The sequence below is a fragment of the Hymenobacter polaris genome (assembly GCF_012927305.1).
Taxonomy (GTDB): Bacteria; Bacteroidota; Bacteroidia; order Cytophagales; family Hymenobacteraceae; genus Hymenobacter; species Hymenobacter polaris.
On record NZ_JABBGH010000001.1, the window covers coordinates 363189 to 381321 of the forward strand.

12 protein-coding genes are annotated in these 18133 nt (G+C 62.5%); all 12 read right to left on the reverse strand.

Annotated features, from left to right (window positions below; translation table 11 throughout):
* Positions 1-19: 19 nt before the first annotated feature.
* On the reverse strand, positions 20-388 hold the full coding sequence (locus tag HHL22_RS01465; protein ID WP_169529196.1) for a four helix bundle protein: 369 nt from the start codon (positions 386-388) through the stop codon (positions 20-22).
* 34 nt (positions 389-422) lie between these two features.
* Entirely contained in the window at positions 423-1103 is a 681-nt protein-coding gene (locus HHL22_RS01470) for a 3'-5' exonuclease (RefSeq protein WP_169529197.1), read from the reverse strand.
* A 200-nt stretch (positions 1104-1303) separates the two neighbouring features.
* Positions 1304-2332 carry a hypothetical protein gene (locus HHL22_RS01475; protein WP_169529198.1) on the reverse strand — a complete coding sequence of 343 codons (1029 nt, stop codon included), beginning with the start codon at positions 2330-2332 and terminating at the stop codon, positions 1304-1306.
* Between the two features lie 83 nt (positions 2333-2415).
* Positions 2416-3126 carry a pirin family protein gene (locus tag HHL22_RS01480; protein WP_169529199.1) on the reverse strand — a complete coding sequence of 237 codons (711 nt, stop codon included), beginning with the start codon at positions 3124-3126 and terminating at the stop codon, positions 2416-2418.
* A 162-nt stretch (positions 3127-3288) separates the two neighbouring features.
* Entirely contained in the window at positions 3289-4005 is a 717-nt protein-coding gene (locus HHL22_RS01485; RefSeq protein ID WP_169529200.1) for a pirin family protein, read from the reverse strand.
* A gap of 202 nt (positions 4006-4207) precedes the next feature.
* The gene (locus HHL22_RS01490) at positions 4208-8728 is read right to left on the reverse strand and encodes a Pls/PosA family non-ribosomal peptide synthetase (protein WP_169529201.1); all 4521 of its coding nucleotides are present in this window, start codon (positions 8726-8728) and stop codon (positions 4208-4210) included.
* A gap of 315 nt (positions 8729-9043) precedes the next feature.
* Positions 9044-9565 (reverse strand): YceI family protein, encoded by a 522-nt coding sequence (locus HHL22_RS01495; RefSeq protein WP_169529202.1) that lies wholly within the window; start codon positions 9563-9565, stop codon positions 9044-9046.
* An 11-nt stretch (positions 9566-9576) separates the two neighbouring features.
* Complete coding sequence (locus HHL22_RS01500; protein WP_169529203.1) at positions 9577-11136, reverse strand: c-type cytochrome; 1560 nt, start codon at positions 11134-11136, stop codon at positions 9577-9579.
* Positions 11137-11372: 236 nt separating this feature from the next.
* Positions 11373-12257 (reverse strand): glycoside hydrolase family 16 protein, encoded by an 885-nt coding sequence (locus tag HHL22_RS01505; protein ID WP_169529204.1) that lies wholly within the window; start codon positions 12255-12257, stop codon positions 11373-11375.
* A gap of 142 nt (positions 12258-12399) precedes the next feature.
* The gene (locus HHL22_RS01510; RefSeq protein ID WP_169529205.1) at positions 12400-13257 is read right to left on the reverse strand and encodes a PKD domain-containing protein; all 858 of its coding nucleotides are present in this window, start codon (positions 13255-13257) and stop codon (positions 12400-12402) included.
* 35 nt (positions 13258-13292) lie between these two features.
* Positions 13293-14846 (reverse strand): RagB/SusD family nutrient uptake outer membrane protein, encoded by a 1554-nt coding sequence (locus HHL22_RS01515; RefSeq protein ID WP_169529206.1) that lies wholly within the window; start codon positions 14844-14846, stop codon positions 13293-13295.
* A 24-nt stretch (positions 14847-14870) separates the two neighbouring features.
* Positions 14871-17918 carry a SusC/RagA family TonB-linked outer membrane protein gene (locus tag HHL22_RS01520; protein ID WP_169529207.1) on the reverse strand — a complete coding sequence of 1016 codons (3048 nt, stop codon included), beginning with the start codon at positions 17916-17918 and terminating at the stop codon, positions 14871-14873.
* Positions 17919-18133: the final 215 nt, after the last annotated feature.

Below are 18133 nucleotides of genomic sequence, written 5' to 3' on the forward strand. Positions count from 1 at the left end.
AACTACTAGTGACTAGTGACTAATTTTTAGGGGTGCTGGTTAAAGCCGTTTTGGCAGTCTTAATGGAGCTAGTTAGCATTTTTAGTAATTCCGTGGCATCTAGGTGAAGGCTCTCAGCTTGGCGAGGCGTACTAAGGTTAGTACTTACCAGCAATTCAAGCCCGTAAAGGGTCTCATTAGCCTCTTTACGGGCGAGAGCCATTTTATGAATAAAGTCGGGCTTAGTTTCTGCATACTCAGCTTCCCGCACCAGCGCACCAATAGCCGTTCCGCTACCCAATAATTGCTTTGACAGCACAAACTCGCGTTGCTGCTCAGCTAAGTAGCGACAGGCTTTAACTACCCTGCTCGCAAAAGCAAAGCTCTTGTCCCTTAGAATATTACTCATTAATTATTAGTCACTAGTAGTTAGTCACTAATCACTAAGATATACCCAGCCAGTATTTCCAGAAGGGCCGGGTAGGCGGGTGGGTAGCGCGGGGCCGGCCGGTGGGCGGGGCCAGGCGGGGCTGGCTGGCCAGGGTGGCCTCGGTGATGTCGCCGTGGCGGCGCAGCTCAAAGAAACACTCGGCGGTGGCTTCGGCGTCGGCCAGGGCGTCGTGCTGCCTAGGCATGAGGCGGTTAAACAGGCGGTCGTACAGCTCGCCCAGGCGCAGGTAGCGGCGCTGCCAGGTTTGGCTAAAGCTGCCGCTCAGGCGCATGGTACAGAAGGTATTGAGCCCCAGGAGCGCGTTGGGCAGGTCGGCCCGCTGGAAGCTCACGCCCACCATGTGGTAGTCTAGCTCCACGAAGTGGCCCACCACCAGTGGGCGGTAGCGCAGCAGGTCGTCGTGCAGGCGCTGCATCACCTGGCGGCGGGGCTTGCCGTGCTCGTGCAGGTAGGCCAGCGTGAGGCCGTGCACCTGCACCGAGGCGGGCGTCAGGTCGTAGTCGCTAGGCTTGATGTAGTGGTTTTCGCGCTTCAGCAGCTCGCCCTCCGCCGTGTAGAGCAGCCACGCCACCTGCGCCACGTGGGGCCAGGCGCCCGGCTCGGCGTAGGGCCGGCGCCAGTCGGTGGGCAGGCCCGACGTTTCGGTATCAACGAATAACAGGTAGTCGGGCACGGCCAGCGGATGGGAAAAGCGGGTAAAAATAAGGAATTATTATCTTTTCCCGTTCCCGAACGCTGGTGGTAATTTATACTAAGCCATCTAGGCCGTCATGCTGAGCCCCGCGAAGCATCTCTCCCGAACGGTGCGGCAGAGATGCTTCGCGGGGCTCAGCATGACGGTCATTAAATCACCAATGACTGAGGCGCAGCTTACTACTTGCCTAGCGGCTGCAAGTACAGCAGCGTGGTTTGGTAGGGCTTACTGGGTGAGTACTTGTCGTTGATGATGAAGTAGCCGCCCTGGTAAGCCGCAATGCCCTCCCAGTTGTAGCTGCGGTACTGCTCGGGAAATTCCCACAGCGGCTGCCAGCTGAACTGGTTGTTTTTCAGCTCGATGGTTATCAGGCGGCAGTAGTTCTTGTAGCCGCTCTTGTCGGCTTTGTCCACGATGAGCGCCGCGTTGGCCGTTTCGCTGGCGGGCGTGCGGTACACGGCATCGCCTCCGTCGCCCTTAAAGAAGTAGTTGATGCCCACGAAACGGTCGCCGCCCGCTGGGGTCAGGTCCGTAACGCGGAAGGGCACCTTGGCAATGGGCTGCTGCCCTAGGGGGCTGTAGTTGCTTAGGCGCCGCTCGTTCAGCTCATAAACCGAATTAGCGGTGGGAAAATAGTTGTACTCAAAAAAAGCGTACAGGCGCTTGTGGACGGCGGCCAGCGCCTCAAAGCCAGCGTTGTAGATGTGGGCGCCCCCCGGGGCCAGGGGCTTGGGCAGCGGCACCAGCACCGTCGTGTCCAGCACCACCGCCTTGGGGCCTAGGGTGCCTTTCAGCAGGTAGCAGTTGGTAGAGGGCGTGGCCGTTTCGACCGAGAAGTAAATGGTAGCTCCATCCGCTAGCATGGCCTCCAGCCCTTCGTAGCTCTGGCCGGCCTGGTGCATCCGGGCGCGCAGCTTCTCCAGGTGCTGCAGGGGTAGCTTCTGGTAGGGCAGCGCGAAGGTAGAGTCGCGCAACTGGTGGTCGAGGTCAGCTAGCTTCACCGTGTAGAGCTTGGCCTCGGCCTTGTCCTGAAGCCGGCTTTCCGACATGATAATCAGCTGGTTGCCACTGATGCTCAGCCCCGAAAACTGGTTGTCGTAGTACGCCAGCTCGGGGGGCAGCCGGAGCCGGCGCACCGCAAAGCGTGGCTGCTGGCCCAGGGCCGGTAGCAGGGAAAACCAAAAGAGCAGCGCCGCAAAAAACTTCATCAGGCCAGGGAATTGGGAGGGAAGCCGGGCCCTAGGGCCGGCCAAACCACAAACCTAGCACCGCGCCGGGGCAAGGCGCCCACCTAGTGATTGATAGGCGCCTCAATCAGCAGAAACCGGGTGCCCGCCGCTACTTCGATGGCCACCCGGTCGGTGTCCCAGATGCCAAGGCTGTCGCGGGTGCCCACCGCCTGCCCCGCCACTGTGGCCGCGCCGCTGATGACGAACAGAAACAGCAGCTTATTGAGCGGCTTGAATTGGTAGTCAATGGTTTGGGCGTCGGTGTAGTAACCCAGCGAGAGCTTGGCGTTCTGGTTTATCCAGCAGTGGGCCTGGCCCTCCTCGTTGCTGACGATGGTGGTGAGCTGGTTTTCGCGCTTAGCCTCGGGAAAGCTGCGGCGCTGGTAGCGCGGGCCCACGTTTTGCAGCTTGGGCTCAATCCAGATTTGCAGAAAATTCACGGTATCCTCGCCCACGTTGTGCTCTTCGTGGCGCAGGCCGCTGCCGGCGCTCATTATTTGTACCCAGTCCTGGTGCACCACCTCGGTGTAGCCCAGGGTGTCCTTGTGGTTCATACTGCCGGCCAGCATCACCGAAATGATTTCCATGTTGGCGTGGCCGTGGATGCCGAAGCCGCCGCCGGGCTGCACAAAATCGTCGTTGAAGACGCGCAACAGCCCGAAGCCGCTGCGCTCGGGGTCGGCGTAGGGCCCGAAGCTGAGCGAGAAATTGCTTTGCAGCCAGCCAATGTCTTTGAGGCCGCGGTCGGCGGCGCGGGTAAGGCGGGTTTTCATAGATTGATGGGAAAACGAAATAAAAAAGAGTTAAAAGCGGCCGTTATGCTGAGCTTGCCGAAGCATCTCTCCCGCGTAAGTAATCCTAACGCTTGGAGTTACTTACGCGGGAGAGATGCTTCGGCAAGCTCAGCATGACGGTCTGACGCTTCATTGAAGAAGTTAAAACTGCATCGGTACCTCCATCAACAGCAGTTCGGCCTGGCTATCGGCTTTGATGTCAAGCTTATCCATTTCCCATAGCCCTAGGCCGTCGCGGCGGTGCAAAGCCTGGCCGTTGATGGTGACGTCGCCCTCCAGCACGAAGGCGTACACGCCGTCGCCGGGCTTTTTGAGCTGGTAGTCCGTGGTAAAACCCTGGTCGAGGTTGCCCAGGTGGAACCAGGCGTCCTGGTGAATCCAGACGCTGCCCTCGGCGGCGCTGGGGCCCACTACTTGCAGCAGGCGGTTGTGGCGCTCGGCGGGCGGGAAGCTTTGCTGGGCGTAGCGCGGGGCCACGCCGCGCTGGTTCGGGAACACCCAGATTTGCAGAAACTTGACGGCTTCGCGCGGGCTGTGGTTTTTCTCGGAGTGGGCCACGCCGGTGCCGGCGCTCATCACCTGCACATCGTTTTGGCGGATGATGGCCTGGCTGCCTAGTGAATCCTGGTGCTCGAGGGCGCCGCTCAGCGGAATGCTGATAATCTCCATGTTGTCGTGCGGGTGCCGGCCGAAGCCCATGCCCCCGGCCACGGTATCATCGTTCAGCACCCGCAACGCGCCAAAGTGCACGCGGCTCGGGTTGTGGTAGCCCCCGAAGCTGAAGGTATGGTAAGAGTCGAGCCAGCCGTGGTTGGCGTGGCCCCGGCTAGCGGCCGGGTGCAAAACAGATTGGGCCATAATAGGGGAAGTGGCGTTCAATAATAAGACAATTAATGTAGGTACATTGTTATAGTGTAGGTAAGAAAAAAAGAACGTCATGCTGAGCTTGCCGAAGCATCTCTACCGCGCAATACAGGCGGCGCGGTAGAGATGCTTCGGCAAGCTCAGCATGACGTTCTGGTTACTCTTTTGGCCCCTGCCTATACCCTAAGGCCCTAGGCTAGCCGCCCGGCACAAAGCTGCTGGGGATGCCCTGCCAGCGAGTTTCGGCTGGTAGCTGCTCGCCTTTCATTAGCAGCGAAAGGCTTTTGAGGGTGGCGCCGGGGCCGATAACCGAGTCGTAGAGCACCACCGACGAGGTGCCCACGGTGGCGTAGCGCCCGATGCGCAGGTTCGACATCTTCATCACCCGGTCTTCAAAGAGGTGGGTTTGGATGGTGGCGCCGTTGTTGAGCACGGCGTGGTCGGCCACCCAGGCTAGGTCAAACTCCGTGATTTCGGTGGTGTCCATGTACACCGAGTGGCCGAAGTGGCTGCCCATGAGCTGGAAAAACCAGGTGGCGAAGGGCGTGCCCGACAGCGCCGCCTGCCAGTACACGTACACATAGCTCTCGCACAAGGAGTTGACTAGCTCGTTGCGCCACACAAACGACGACCACAGCGGCCGCTCCATGGGCCGGTAGCGCCCGATAAGCACCCACTTCAGCAAAGCCGTGAGCAGGCAGAAGCCAAAGATGAGCCCCACCAGCGCGCCCGTGCCCACGCCCACACTGCTCCAAAACGAGTAGTGCTGCAAGTGCCAGTGCACGTAGTGATACAGCACAGCAAAGGTGACGAACGAGAACATGAAGGGCAGCCCAATCTTGAACACCTCGATAAGCCCGCGCGCCCATATCAGCCGCCTAGGGGGCGCAAACGTCAGCTCGGGCGCGAAGGCCTCGGAGGGTGGCCGGTTGGGCAGCAGAAACGCGGGCGAGCCTACCCAGGAGGTGCCATCGGGCGGCGTGGTGGCGGGCGCCACCGTCAGCGCGCCCACCAAGTTGTTGGTGCCCAGCACGGTGCCGCCCGCCAGCACCGCGCTGTTGCCGATAAACGTGCGCGGGCCCACCACCGTGGGCAGCACCTCTACCAGCCCCCGCCGCACCCTAGGGGCCCCTACACTCACCGAGTCGGCCAAGAAGGCGCCCGGCGCCACCGTGAGGTGGTCGGCCGAAATGTGGTTGAGGGTAGAAATCTCGGCCCGGTGGCCGATGTTGGCCCCCAGCAGCCGCAGCCAGGCGGGCGTGTAGATGGTGGCGTAGAGCGACTTGAGCAAGGCCAGGCTTTGGGCTAGCACGGCATCGGCCACCCAGTGGCGCACGTAGGCCAGGCTGTAGAGCGGCAGCGTGCCCGCCGGCTGGCGGCCGGCTACCACACGCTTGATGAGGGCCAGCGCGGCCATCAGCAGCAGCACGTAGAGGCCCGAAAGCGGCAGGAGCGTGAGCAGCGATGGTTCGGCGCCGAAGCGCTCGACGCTCCAGTACAGGATGCCCAGGCAGGGCAGCAGCGCCACCGAAGGCACCAGCAGCATGAGCCCGATGGCCGCTAGCTGGGCCACCAGGTAGCCCGCGCCGGGCACGGCCGGGCGCAGCGGCGCGGCGGGCTCGGCGGCGCGCACGCGCTGGGCGGGCGAGCCCAGCCACACCTCGCGGGCGGGCACCCGGCGCCCGGCCGGCAGCACCGACAGGTCGTCCAGCTCGGCTTCGTCGCCTAGGGCCGTGCTGCTTTCCAAGATGGAGCGCAGCCCCACGTAAGCCCCGCGGCCCACCTCAATGGGCCCAATGATGAGCCGGTCGCGCTCGACGCGGTAGCCTAGCAGGCCGGCCTCGCGGGCCACGCTGGCCTCGTCGCCAATGCTGAGCAAGTCGAAGCACATGAGGCGCGTCGAGCCTAGGTACACGTTGTCGCCGATGCGCGCGCCCAGCAAACGGTAGAACACGGCCAGGAAGGGCGTGGCCGACAGCAGCTGGGTGGGGGCGGCCTCCACCAGCTTCTTCACCACCCAGAAGCGGTAGTAGTAGAAGCCCCAGAGCGGGTACTCGCCGGCTTGGAAGCGCCCGATAACCAGCCACTTCAGGGCCACTACCAGCAGGCAGGCCAGCGGCACGTACAGCACCACGGCCAGGGCGCTTACCACCAGCGTTTCGGTGAGCGGCCAGCTGGTGACGCTGCGGCGGTAGTGTAGCGAGAAACTGAGCAGTAGCACCGGCACGGCGTAGAACAGGGCGATGCTGAGCAGCTGCAAGGCCCCGGTAACCACGCGGGTGAGTGGGCCGGCCGGGCGCAGCGGCACGGCGGGCGGCTGGTCGGCCGGGGCGCTGGGGGTGGCGCTGCCAAACGTGCCCGTAGCTACGGCCGCCGCCAGCGCCTCGATGCTGCGGCGGGTGTACATCTCCTTCACCGAAAGCCCCTGGAAGTCGGGCTGTTGGCGCAGCTCCGAGATGATGAGCGAGGCCAGTAGCGAGTTGCCACCCAGGTCGAAGAAGTCGTCGGTAACCGACAGGTCGCTGGTGTCGAAGCGCTTCTGCCAGGCGGCGTAAATGGCGCTCTCGATGGGGTTGCGCGGCAGGGTCAGCTCGCGGGTGGGGGCGTGGTCGCCGCCCACGGGGTAGGGCAGGGCCTTGCGGTCCACTTTGCCGCTGGTGAGCAGCGGAAACGCCCCTAGGGGCACCAGCGCGGCGGGCAGCATGTAGGGCGCCAAGCGCTCGCGCAGGTAGGCGCGCACGGCTTTCTCGTCCAGCAACTGGTGGGGGTCGAGGATGAGGTAGGCGATGAGCTTCTTCACCCCGTCGGCGCCTTCTTTAAGGGCCACGGCCGCGTTGCGGATGCCGGGCCACTGCAGCAGCAGGCTTTCAATCTCGGCCAGCTCTACCCGAAAGCCCCGGATTTTCACTTGCGTATCGATGCGGCCCAGAAACTCGATGTTGCCCTCGGCATCAAAGCGGGCTAAGTCGCCGGTGCGGTAGAGGCGGCCGGCAAAGCCGCCCGGCAGCTCGGCCACGGTATTGAACTTAGCGGCCGTCAGCTCGGGGCGGTTGAGGTAGCCGGCGGCCAGCGCGGCGCCGCCCAGGCACAGCTCGCCGGGCACCCCTAGGGGCACCAGCTGGCCCAGCTGGTCGAGCAGCAGCGCCTCGTAGCCCGCCAGCGGCCGGCCGATAGTGAGCTTGCGGCCGTGCACGAAGTCGTCGGCGGTGGCCACGACGGTGGCCTCGGTGGGGCCGTAGGTGTTCACCACCCGGCACTGGCGGCTGGCCCACTTGGCCAGCAGCTCGGGCGGGCACACCTCGCCGCCCAGTATCAGCAGGCGCAGGCTGGGCACGGCGGCGGGCAGCAGCGAGAGCAGCGTGGGCACGGTCGAAAACACCGTGAGGTGGTGCTCGTTCAGGAAGCTCGGCAGTGCGTCGGGCGCTTTCATAGTGTCTTCGGGCACGGGCACCAGAGTGCCGCCGCTGCCCCAGGCCAGCCAGATTTCCTCCAGCGAAGCATCGAAGGCCACCGAAAAGCCCTGAGCTACTTTGTCTTGCGGCGTGGGCTGAAACAGCAGCTGCTCGGCCCGCACCAGGTGGCAGATGCTGCGGTGCGGCAGCAGCACGCCCTTGGGCAGCCCCGTGGTGCCCGAGGTGTAGATGACGTAGGCAATGGCGTCGGGCCCTAGGGCCACGGGGGCCAGCCCCGCCGGCGTGGTTGGGGCGGGCGAGGCGGGCGCGCTCAGGTCCAGCACCTCACCCGGCCACCCCGCAAAGCCCTCGGGCAGCGGCCGGTTGGTGAGCAGCAGCCGGGCCCCGCAGTCGCCCAGGATGAACGTCACGCGGTCGGCCGGAAACGATAAATCGAGCGGCACGTAGGCGGCGCCGGCCTTGAGCACGGCCAGCATCCCCACGTACAGCTCCACCGACTTAGCCAGCAGCAGGCCCACGAAGTCGCCGGCCCGCACCCCTAGGCCTTGCAGGCGGGCGGCCAGCTGGTCGGCGCGCTCGTTGAGCTGCTGGTAGGTGCAGTTTTCGCCCAACCAACTCAGCGCCAGCTGGTTGGGGTAGAGCCGGGCGGTTTCGGCAAACAAGCCGTGCAGCAGCTGGGGGCCGCCCTCGGGCACGTGCTGCGGCACCGTGCGAAACTGCCGCAGCAGCGCTATTTCCTCGTCGGCTAGAAACTGCACGTAGCCCACCGGAACGGTAGGGTGGCTGGCCAGCTGCGCCACCACGCGCTCCACGTGGGTGGGCAGGTAGGTGGTGCCGGGGGCATTAGCGCCGTCGCGGGTGCAGGCAAAGCTGGCTTGCACGCGGGCATCGGGGGCAAAGTCCAGGGTCAGGCACCACTCGTGGTCGGGGCTCTGGGCCTCGGGGGCCGGAAACGACAGCCGGTAGCGCGTGATGGCGGCGCCCAGCTCCTCGCCCACGCCGGCCAGGCCCATGCGCAGCTGGGTGGCCGCCTCGGCCCGCACCTCGGCCAGGGTCAGCACGTCGGCCAGGGGCAGCTGCACGGCGGCGGTGGGGAAGAGGGCCTCGGGGTTTTCGCCGCGCAGCGTAGCCGTGAGCTGGGTGGCGCTGCGCTCGGCCGGCAGCCGGTAATACACGATGGCAAACGCGGCCAGGTAGTCGGCAATCAGGCTTTTCTTATGCTGGAAAGCCAGGCCCAGCTCGGCCGTGGGCGCGGGCAGCGGCTCGGGGCCAACGGCCACGGGCAAGTCAAAAGTCGAAGTCATCGCGGGGGCGGCGGGGCGCCGGCTGAGCAGGTAAGTAGTGCGGCCAAGTAAGGCCCTGGGCGTGAACGGCAAGTGAGGAAACGCGGCGCAAGCAAGCGGCTTGGCAGCGCACAAAACCCACTCGCCCAATCAGGCGCGCGCACGCATTTCGCGCGCTGGCCCAGGTTCCTTGGCTTAGGCAAACCCTACGCTAAAACCACCCGGCCAGATGCAAAAAACCGGTTCGCACCTCAGACTTAGAGGCGCAAACCGGCAGGGAGTTTAAGCAGTTAGGCACTTGCCCCCTCAAGCAAGCCCTAGGGCCCCAGCTACGGCCTAGGGCCCTTCCGCAAGCTTGGTGCGCAGGCTCACCGCCACGTCGTTGGCCAGCACCAGGCTGCTCTTGCCAATGCCATAGTCGAGCCGGTTGAGGTGAAAGCTGCCCTGCAGCTCGCGCGCAGCCGACACGGTGAAGGGCACCCGCACCTCGTGCGAAATACCCTTGATGGTAAGTGTAAAGGTGCCCTCGTACTGCCCGCCGCCGAGGCTGCGAAACGCGGTAGACTGCATACTAAGCACCGGAAATTGCGCGGCGTCAAAGTAGTCGGGCTTTTGCAGGTGCTTGTCGCGCAGGCTGATGCCCGTCTGAATGGTGCTCACCGGCACCGTGGCCCGGATGTGGGCCTGCGCCAGCTGGGCGGGGTCGAACTGCCCCATCGCCTGCAAGCCCCCTAGGGTGCCCTGCACCGTAAAGCCGGCGTTCACAATCTCGAAGCGCACGGCGGGCTCGGCGGGTTGCTGGGTGAACTGGCCGCCAAGCTGGGTCAGCAGCCAGCTCCAAAGCAAGAGTAGGGGCATAGTAGACTGGGTTACAAGATTTTGAGGAAGGCAACCAGGGCCGCGCGGTCGGGCGCGGGCAGCGCCAGCCCAAACTCGTGGCCGCGCACGGCGTGGGGCGCCCCGCTGGCACCCCGAAAGCCGGTGGGCACGTAGCCGGCGTCCAGGCGCCTAGGGTCTAGCATATCCTCCAGGGTGGCCAGCGAGCCGTCGTGCAAGAACGGGCCCCGGTACCACACCCCGCGCAGCGAGGGCACCTTGTAGTAGCCAGTGCCGCGCCGCGTTTGCAAGGTGTAGCCAGGGTCGGTGCCGATGGAAATCTCAAACACGTCGTATTTCTGGCGGTGCTCTTCGGGCACCTCGAAGCCGTCGGCGGGCGTGAGCATGTTGTTGGTGTAGAGCGGCGGCGTGTGGCAGCTCACGCAGCCCTGCTCGACGAAAAGCTGGCCGCCGCGCTTGGTTTGGGCGGTGGGCTGGTGCGGGTTAGTGGGCGGCCGCAGCGAGTACACGTACTTGGCCAGGGCAAATAGCTGCGCCTCGGAGTAGCGGTCGAAGGTGCCGACAAAAGCAGATTTGCCGGGTGGCGGCAGGGTTTTGTGCGCCTTGCCGGCCGGAATGTACGCGTCGTAGCTCGCCATAAAATCGAGAGCCTGGTTGATGGCGATGTAGCGCATCATGTCGCCAATGCTACGGTGGCGGGCCAGGCCGCCGTGGTCGAGGTAAGTGCGCTGCTGCACGCCAATAAGGTCGGGCACCGAGGGCGGAAATAGGATGCTGGTGCCCTGGCGCCCGTTGGTGCCGGGCGGCAGCGACTCAAACGCCTGGGCAATCTTTTCCTTGGGCTGGCGGCTAAGCTGCGAGTTGGGGTCGTTGGGTACGAAGGGCGCGTCGAAGAGCACGCCGGTTACGTACTGCACGGCCGGCTCCGGGAAGTTGGGGTCGTGGCGAATATTCCAGGCAGTGGCCGGGTCGCCGGGAAAATTGCCCTGGGCCCCTTTCAGCACCACGCCGCCCTGCTCAACGCGGGTGTGGCACATGCCGCACGAGAGGTTGCCCAGCAGCACCTTGCCCTTTTCCTTCACCACGTAGCGGGCGTAGGGCATAATGCCGTCCTTGGTCAGCGGCACTTTCACGGCAGCGTAAAAGGCCGGGTCGCGCACGTTGTCCAGCGTAATAACGGCGCCATCCACGTCGATGGGCATGTCGAAAAGCAGCTCGCCGGCCTTTATCCAGTCGGCCTCGGTGTGCAGCTTGGCGGGGTCGAACACCACCTGGGGTTCCTGCTTTTCCAGCCACTGCCAGTAGCCCTTGGGCTCGCGGCCGGGCGCGTACACCGGGTAGTTTTTGTAGGCCACGCGCTCGGGCAGCCCATAGTAGTAGGCGGCCGGTACGTGCCGGGGCGAGGCGCTGGGCGTGGCCAGCGGCAGCTCGGCGGCCGCCAGCGCGGTGCTGTCCCAGGTGCGCGGAATAGTGGGGGTGTAGGGCAGGGCAAGGCGGGCCCCCTCGCCGCTGCTTTTGGTAGTGGCCGCGGCTAGCCCCACGAGCAGCGCGGCGGGCAGCCCATACGCGGCCCACAGAGTAGGTTGTTTCATAGCAGTAAAGTGCGAGTAGCAGGGGCGCCGTGCCGCCTGCCAGACAAGCAAGTTACTGTTTTTCAGCTTATAGAACAAGCACCCCCCTAGGGCCCGGCCACTGCCCCCTAGGGCGGCTGGCGGGGCCCTAGGGGGCGGTGGCCGGGCCCAGGCCGGCGAAGCCAGCCGGCTGGCCCGCCCGCAAAAAAGGCACCGCCGAAGCGGTGCCTTTGGTAGCTGATTAAGTTTGGGACTCGCTAGCTTTTGTATTGGTAAAACCGAACGTAGTCAACCAGCATTTGCTGGGGGAAGGTGGTAGTGGCATCGGGGTTGCCCAGGAAATTGCCGCCCACGGCCACGTTCAGCACCACGAAGAAGTTGTTGTTGAACGGGTACGGATACTGCGAGATATTGCTCTTGGTCAGCGCATAGTACTGCTGCCCGTCGAGGTAAAAGCGCGTCTGGTCCTGGCTGCGCACTACGCTGAACACGTGGAAGTCGTCGGCGAAGCTGGCGTTGTTAGGCAGCTTCACGGCGTCGATGCCGCTTTGCTGGTGGCTGCCGCCGTTGTCGGCGTAGTGCATAGTGGTGAGTATCTCCGTGGGCTTCTGCCCACGCAGTTCCATGATGTCGATTTCGCCACACTTGGGCCAGTTATTCGTATCGATGTCGCTGCCCAGCATCCAAATGGCGGGCCAGATGCCCTGGGTTTTGGGTAGCTTGGCCCGCACGTCGATGCGGCCATACTGAAAGTCCTTGCGGCCCTTGGTGAGCACGCGCCCCGAGGTGTAGGTATAGTTGGGGCTGGTGCCCTGCCGGATGGGCTGAATCACGAGGTTGCCCCCGGTCTGGTTCACGTTGTCGGTCGAGGTGGTGTATACTTCCAGCTCCTGGTTGCCCCAGCCGTTGTTGTTGCCCGTGTTGTAGTCCCACTTGGCCGGGTCTAGGGCCCCGCTGCCGCTAAACTCGTCGCTCCACTGCAGCTCGGTGTACTGCGCAAAGTCGCGCGTTTCGGAGTTGGTAACGGCAGGCGTCGGCGTGGGCGTCGGAATAACCGCGTCCTTCGATTCGGTGCAGGAGCTGAGTAGCAGCGCCAGCAGCAGGCCAGCGGTAGCGGGGTGGGAGGGGTGGAGAATTGCCATACGAAAGAGGGAAGAAAAATGCCCAACGAATAGTTCATTGGGCACTTAGCAAGCAGCTAATCAGGGGAAAAGGGAAAAGGTTGCTAGCTAGTAGCAGCCCTAGGGCCCGGTGCCGCGCGGCCTGGGCCCTAGGGCTGCTAGGCTACTTGGCAATAAGCTTCATTTGAAACACCAGGTTGCCAGTAGCCGAGCCGGCCTTGAGCACCATGTTGGTGGCGCTAATGCTCACGATGCGGTAAATCTGGTCGGGCGCGTCAGTGACGCCAATGAACGACTTAAAACCGCCTGAGTTAGGCGTGCTCAGTACGAACTGGGCCAGGCCCGATGAAGTAGAGCCAAACGTATAGGTGCCCGTGCCCGACCGGGGCGCGTCGCAGCCAGTGCCGCCCGCCACGAAGGTTTGGCCTTTGGCATCGTAGGTGAACGCATTGGCGTTCGAGAAGGTGTACTCGTCATCGGCCTGGCAGGCGGGCAAGCTGCCGGGCTGCACGGTCATGCCGCCGGGGTAGTAGCTGCGCGGGTCGCTGTCGCTGGGTCCCACGGTGATGGGGTCGGTGGTCGTGTTATCCAGCTTCCACGTTTTCGAGCCCGTGGCAGTCGCGCTGCTAGTACCAGTTAGCAGTTGCTTCACAATAACGCTGGCATCAGGCAGCGTGATGGTTTGCACGGCCGAGAAGCCATTGCCGCCCCGCGCAGAGGCTAATAGCTGCGCCTGCTTGGTGCCGCCGCCGGTGTAGGTGTGCGTCACGGTAGCCGACGAACTGTTGATGCGGGTGCCGTCGCCAAAGTCCCACTCGTACTGCACGATGCCAGGCCCCGAGTAAGCGGTAGTATTCGTGAAGGTCACGATGCTGTTAAAGCCGTCTTGCTTGGTGGCGTAGGTAAACGTGGGGGAAGGCAGTGGCCCGTCGAGTTGGCCGTTGTCGTTTTTCTTACAGTCGGTCAGGAGCAGCGTGCTCGCTAGCATGCCCCAGGCCGCCTTGGTCCAATAAGTTTTCATCTGTGTTCAGCGTGAGTCGTTGGGTGGGAAAGGGCCTAGTATCCAGGGTTTTGAACCAGACCAGGGTTGGTGTCAATCTCCGACTGTGGAATGGGCAGCACCAGCGTGTTCTGGGTCGGGATGCCGTGCACGTTAGGCAGTTTGCCCTGCAAAAAGGCTGCCTGGGCCGTCATGCGCGGAATCAGGGCGTGGTCGGTCAGCGTGGGGTACAGCGTTTGGGCGCGCTTCATGTCAAACCAGCGGTCAAACTCGAAGGCCAGCTCGTACTTGCGCTCGCGCAGCACGGCGTTGATGAAGTTGGGCGTCGAGGCCGTCAGGTCTACGGCCGTTGAGGGGTTGTTGTAGTTGAGGCCGAAGGCGCGGCGGCGCACCTTGTTGATAGCTTCCAGGCCTTCGGTAGTGGGGCCCACGGCCTCGGCCACAATCAGGTACATCTCGGCCAGGCGAATTACGGGCACGTTCAGCGGCGAGTCCCAGATATTGGTATTCACCTTGCCCACAAACCACTTCTTGCAGAAGTAGGCGTACGGGGAGCCCGTGATGGGCGTGCTCGGGTCCTTGCTGCCATCGGGAAACACGTCGCCAGGCACCCATGCGCTCACGGCCCGGCGGGTATCGCCGCTTTCGTAGCCGGCGATAAAGTCGGGGTCAGGCACGTTAAAGCCGTAGCCGCTGCCGGGAGTTTGGTTCAGACCCCTAGGGCCGAAAAATTCGTTCATGGCCGAGCCCACGCTGTTGCGGTCATACTGGTTGCGGCCATTCACAAACTGAATTTCGAAGAGCGACTCCTTGGCGTTGTTGTTCTCGTTGGCTACCACGAAGTTGTCGCCGTAATTGGCCCACATCGTCTTGCCCGAGTTGTTGATAACGGTGCGGGCCCACTGAGCAGCTTCTGTCTTTTTACCTTCCGTGATGTACACCTTGGCCAGCAGGCCGGCGGCGGCCCACTTGGTGGCGCGGCCCAAGTCAGCGCCCGAGTAAGAAGCTGGCAGAATGCTGTAGGCGTCGGCCAGGTCTTTCTCAATCTGAGCGTATACCTGGGCGGCCGGCGTGCGCGGAATATTAACGGCCGACGGGCTGGCCGGCGGTGCGGTAAATAGGGGCACGTCACCGTAGGCCCGCACCAGGTCGAAGTACATCTTGGCCCGAATAAATTCCGCTTCTCCAATGCAGCGCTTCTGGATGTCGGCACTGATGTTGGTGATGAGCGGTACCTTCTGTATCACCAAGTTGGCCCGCTGCAGCGCCACAAACGAGCCGCCCCACAGGCGGGTAGCAATGAAGTTGGTGGTGGGAATGCTGTAGGCTTCGAGCTGCTTGTACTCGATGGCGTCGTTGCCCGAGTCCCCGCCCGAACTCGACACGTCCGACCAGATGTCGAAGGCCCACATGGCGGCGTTATACTGGCCTTCCTTAGTCAACTCGCTGTAAGCGGCGTTGGTGGCCTGAATGGCGTCGGTTTCAGTTTGGTAGAAGTTGGCGTCCGTAATCTGGTCGACGGGCGCCTCCGCTAGAAACTTCTCGGTGCAGCTGGACAGGATGCTTAGGGCCACTGCGAGCACCCCGAGCGTGTATTTAGTAGCTTTCATGCTAAGTAGTTCAGCTATAGATTATTAAAACCCAATGTTAATGCCGCCGATGAGCGTGCGCACCTGCGGGTAAACGCCCTGGTCAATGCCACTCACGCTCACTTCCGGGTCAAAACCCGTGTAGTGGGTTAAAGTCAGCAGGTTATAGCCCGTGAAGTAGACCCGAATCTGGGAGGCGGTGATTTTGTTGAGGATGCTGCGCGGCAGGGTATAGCCAAAGGTGAGGTTTTTGAGGCGGATGAAGGAGCCATCCTCGATGTAATGGGTCGAAACACGCAGGTTGTTGTTGGGGTCGCCCACAATGGCGCGGGGCACGTCGTTGCTAGTGCCTTCGCCGGTCCAGCGGCTCAGGATGTGGGTGGTGCCGTTAGTGGTGCTGTAGAGGGCCGACTCGGTGATGTAGCGGTTGAGGTTGTACACATCATTGCCCTGCACGCCTTGAAGAAAGAAGCTCAAGTCAAATCCTTTAAACGAAAGTGTGTTGGTTACGCCGAACGAGATATTCGGGTAGGGGTTGCCGATGAACACCCGGTCCGCATCGGTGATAACCCCGTCGCCGTTGGTATCGCGGAACTTGATGTCGCCGGGCGCCGTGCCGGCGTTCTGGTAGTAGTTAGCTTTAGCCGAGCCCGACTTCGCGCTGGCATTCAGGGCATCCAGCTCGCCCTGGGTCTGGATGAGTCCGTCGGCGATGAAGCCGTAGAAAGCACCTACCGGCTGATTGGCGTCGTAACGAACAATAGTACCGCTTAGCGAACCCTGACCGTTGTAAGGAATGCCGGCGCCCAGCGATTCGAGGCGCGACTTGAAGCCTGATAGGATTACGCTGGTCGACCAGTTCAAACCGCCGTTGCTGCCCACGAAGTTGTGAGTGGTCAGCGAGAGGTCAAAGCCCCGGTTGTAAGCCGAGAAGGCATTGCGGTTCACTTGCTCATAAGTACCTGACACCAGCGACACAGGTACGGGGGCAATTAGGTTAGGCGAACGGCGGTCGTACAGGTCGATGCTCGCCTCGATGCGGTTGTTGAGGAAGCCTAAATCCAGGCCAAGGTTGAACTGACTGTTACGCTCCCAGCGCAGGTCCGGGTTAGCCAGGCGGGTGGGCGCCGCCCCCTGGTTGAGGGCGCCGTCGGGCCCGAAGGGGTAGTTGATACCGAAGTTGATGGAATACAGGTAAGCAAAGCGACCAGCATTCAGCTCGTTGCCCACAATGCCATAGCCCACCCGCAACTTCAGGTTGCTGACCGAGCTACTGCCCTTGAGGAAGTCCTCCTCCGAGATACGCCAGCCGGCCGATACGCCAGGAAAGAAGCCAAACTTATGAGTTGGCTCGAAGCGCGATGAGCCGTCGAAGCGTCCCACGGCCTGGAAGATGTACTTGCCGGCAAACTCATAGTTGAGGCGGCCGAAATAGCTGGCGAGGCTACGCGAGGGGTCAACGGTACCGCCGTTGGCCAGCAACGTGTTGATGGGGCCCGCGTTGATAGTTTGCAGGTCGTTGCGCAGGTACTGCGCGCGATAGGCACTTACATTACTGAAATTAAATTGCTGGGCCGATTGGCCCACCAGCACCGTAAACTGATGCTTGTCGGCAACCAAACGGTCGTAGGTAGCCGTGTTCTCGATGAGATAGCTCGGCGCGTAGCCAGAAGATGCTGAGGCATCGGCCGTGATGTAGCGCTGCGTGTACCCAGCCAGCTCAGGACCCCTAGGGCTGAACGCGTTGAAGTTTTCAAAAATCAGGTCGGCGCCGATGTTGGTGCGGAGGCGCAGGCCTTTGAGGGGCTCTAACTCGGCGTAAAACGTGGTAGTGGCCCGGTTGCGGTAGAAGCGCTGGTTAGTGCGCTGAGCTACAGCCAGTGGATTCTCCTCCGTAAAGTTGTCTGATTGGCTATTGGGTTGGTAGTAGTAGCCATCGGGTCGGTAAGGCTGCACCGTGGGGGGCATCCGCAGTGTAGCCTGCACAATGCCGTATTCCCCATTATTGGTCGAGTTTTGGCGGTCGCTGTAGCGCGTAAGTGAAAGGTTGTTACCAACCTTGAAGTACTTATTCAGCTGGATGTCGCCGTTGGCCCGCAAAGTAAAGCGCTCGGAGTTGGAGCCAATAATAACTCCATCCTGCTGGAAGTAAGTAGCTGACAAAGCGTAGCGGGCCTTGTCGCTGCCCCCGTTAGCTGAAAAAGAGTAGTTCTGCTGCTGTGCCCGACGGAAAACCAGGTCTTGCCAGTTAGTGCCCACCCCTAGGGAGGCCGGGTCGCGCAGCTTGTCGAGCGCGATAGGCTGGCCGGCAGCGATGCGCGCCTCGTTGTTGATGGTCGCGTACTGCTGCGCGTTCATCATGTCGAGGCGCCGAGATACACTCTGGGTCCCGGCGTAGCCGTCAAAGTTGATGCTGGTCTTGCCGGCTTTGCCCCGCTTGGTGGTAATAATCACCACGCCGTTAGCGGCGCGCACCCCGTAGATGGCCGTGGCTGAAGCATCCTTCAGGATGTCAATGGTTTCAATGTCGTTCGGGCTGATGGCATTCAGCTGAGCGTCGCCGTTGTCGGGTAGCGGGAAGCCGTCAACTACAAAGAGCGGGGTGTTGTTGCCCGCCGACGAGATGCCCCGGATGCGGATGGCCGTGCCGGCTGCCCCGCCTGGCGCGCCCCCACCCGAGGTAATTGTCACACCCGATACTTTGCCTTGAATAGCTTGTGATACTTCGGCCACCGGCTGGCGCGTAATTTCAGCTGCGCCTACGGAGGAGATAGCGCCCGTCACGCTGCCGCGCTCCTGGGTGCCGTAGCCCACTACCACTACCTCGTTCAGGTCCTGGGCGCTTTCACGTAGAGTTACGCTTAGATTGCTGGCGTTGCTAGCATTTACCACTACAGCCTGCGCGATGAAACCCACGTAGCTAAAGGAAAGTGTGCTGCCTTCGGGCGCATCGAGGCTGAAACCACCATCAGCGCCGGTAGTGGTGCCTAGGGTGGTGCCCCGCACCACGACGGTAACGCCTGGCAGGCCGCTGCCATCGGCGCCCACTACCCGGCCCCGCACTGGGATGGTAGCTAGCGGACGGTGAGCCAAGCGATAGGGAAGCTTGCTAGTGTGAGGAGCGGCCAGCGTGAAGCTGACCGGTAGTCCGGCAGCCAGTAACACTGCCGAGCAGCGAAACAGCCAACCCACTGGGTAGAATTTTTTAGCCATGAAAAGTGGATGGGGAAAGATTGATTGAACAGCAAGTAGTGGTCAAAGCTAGGGGGCCTTGTTTAGCAAATGCAAGCTGGCAAAAGCCCCTAGGG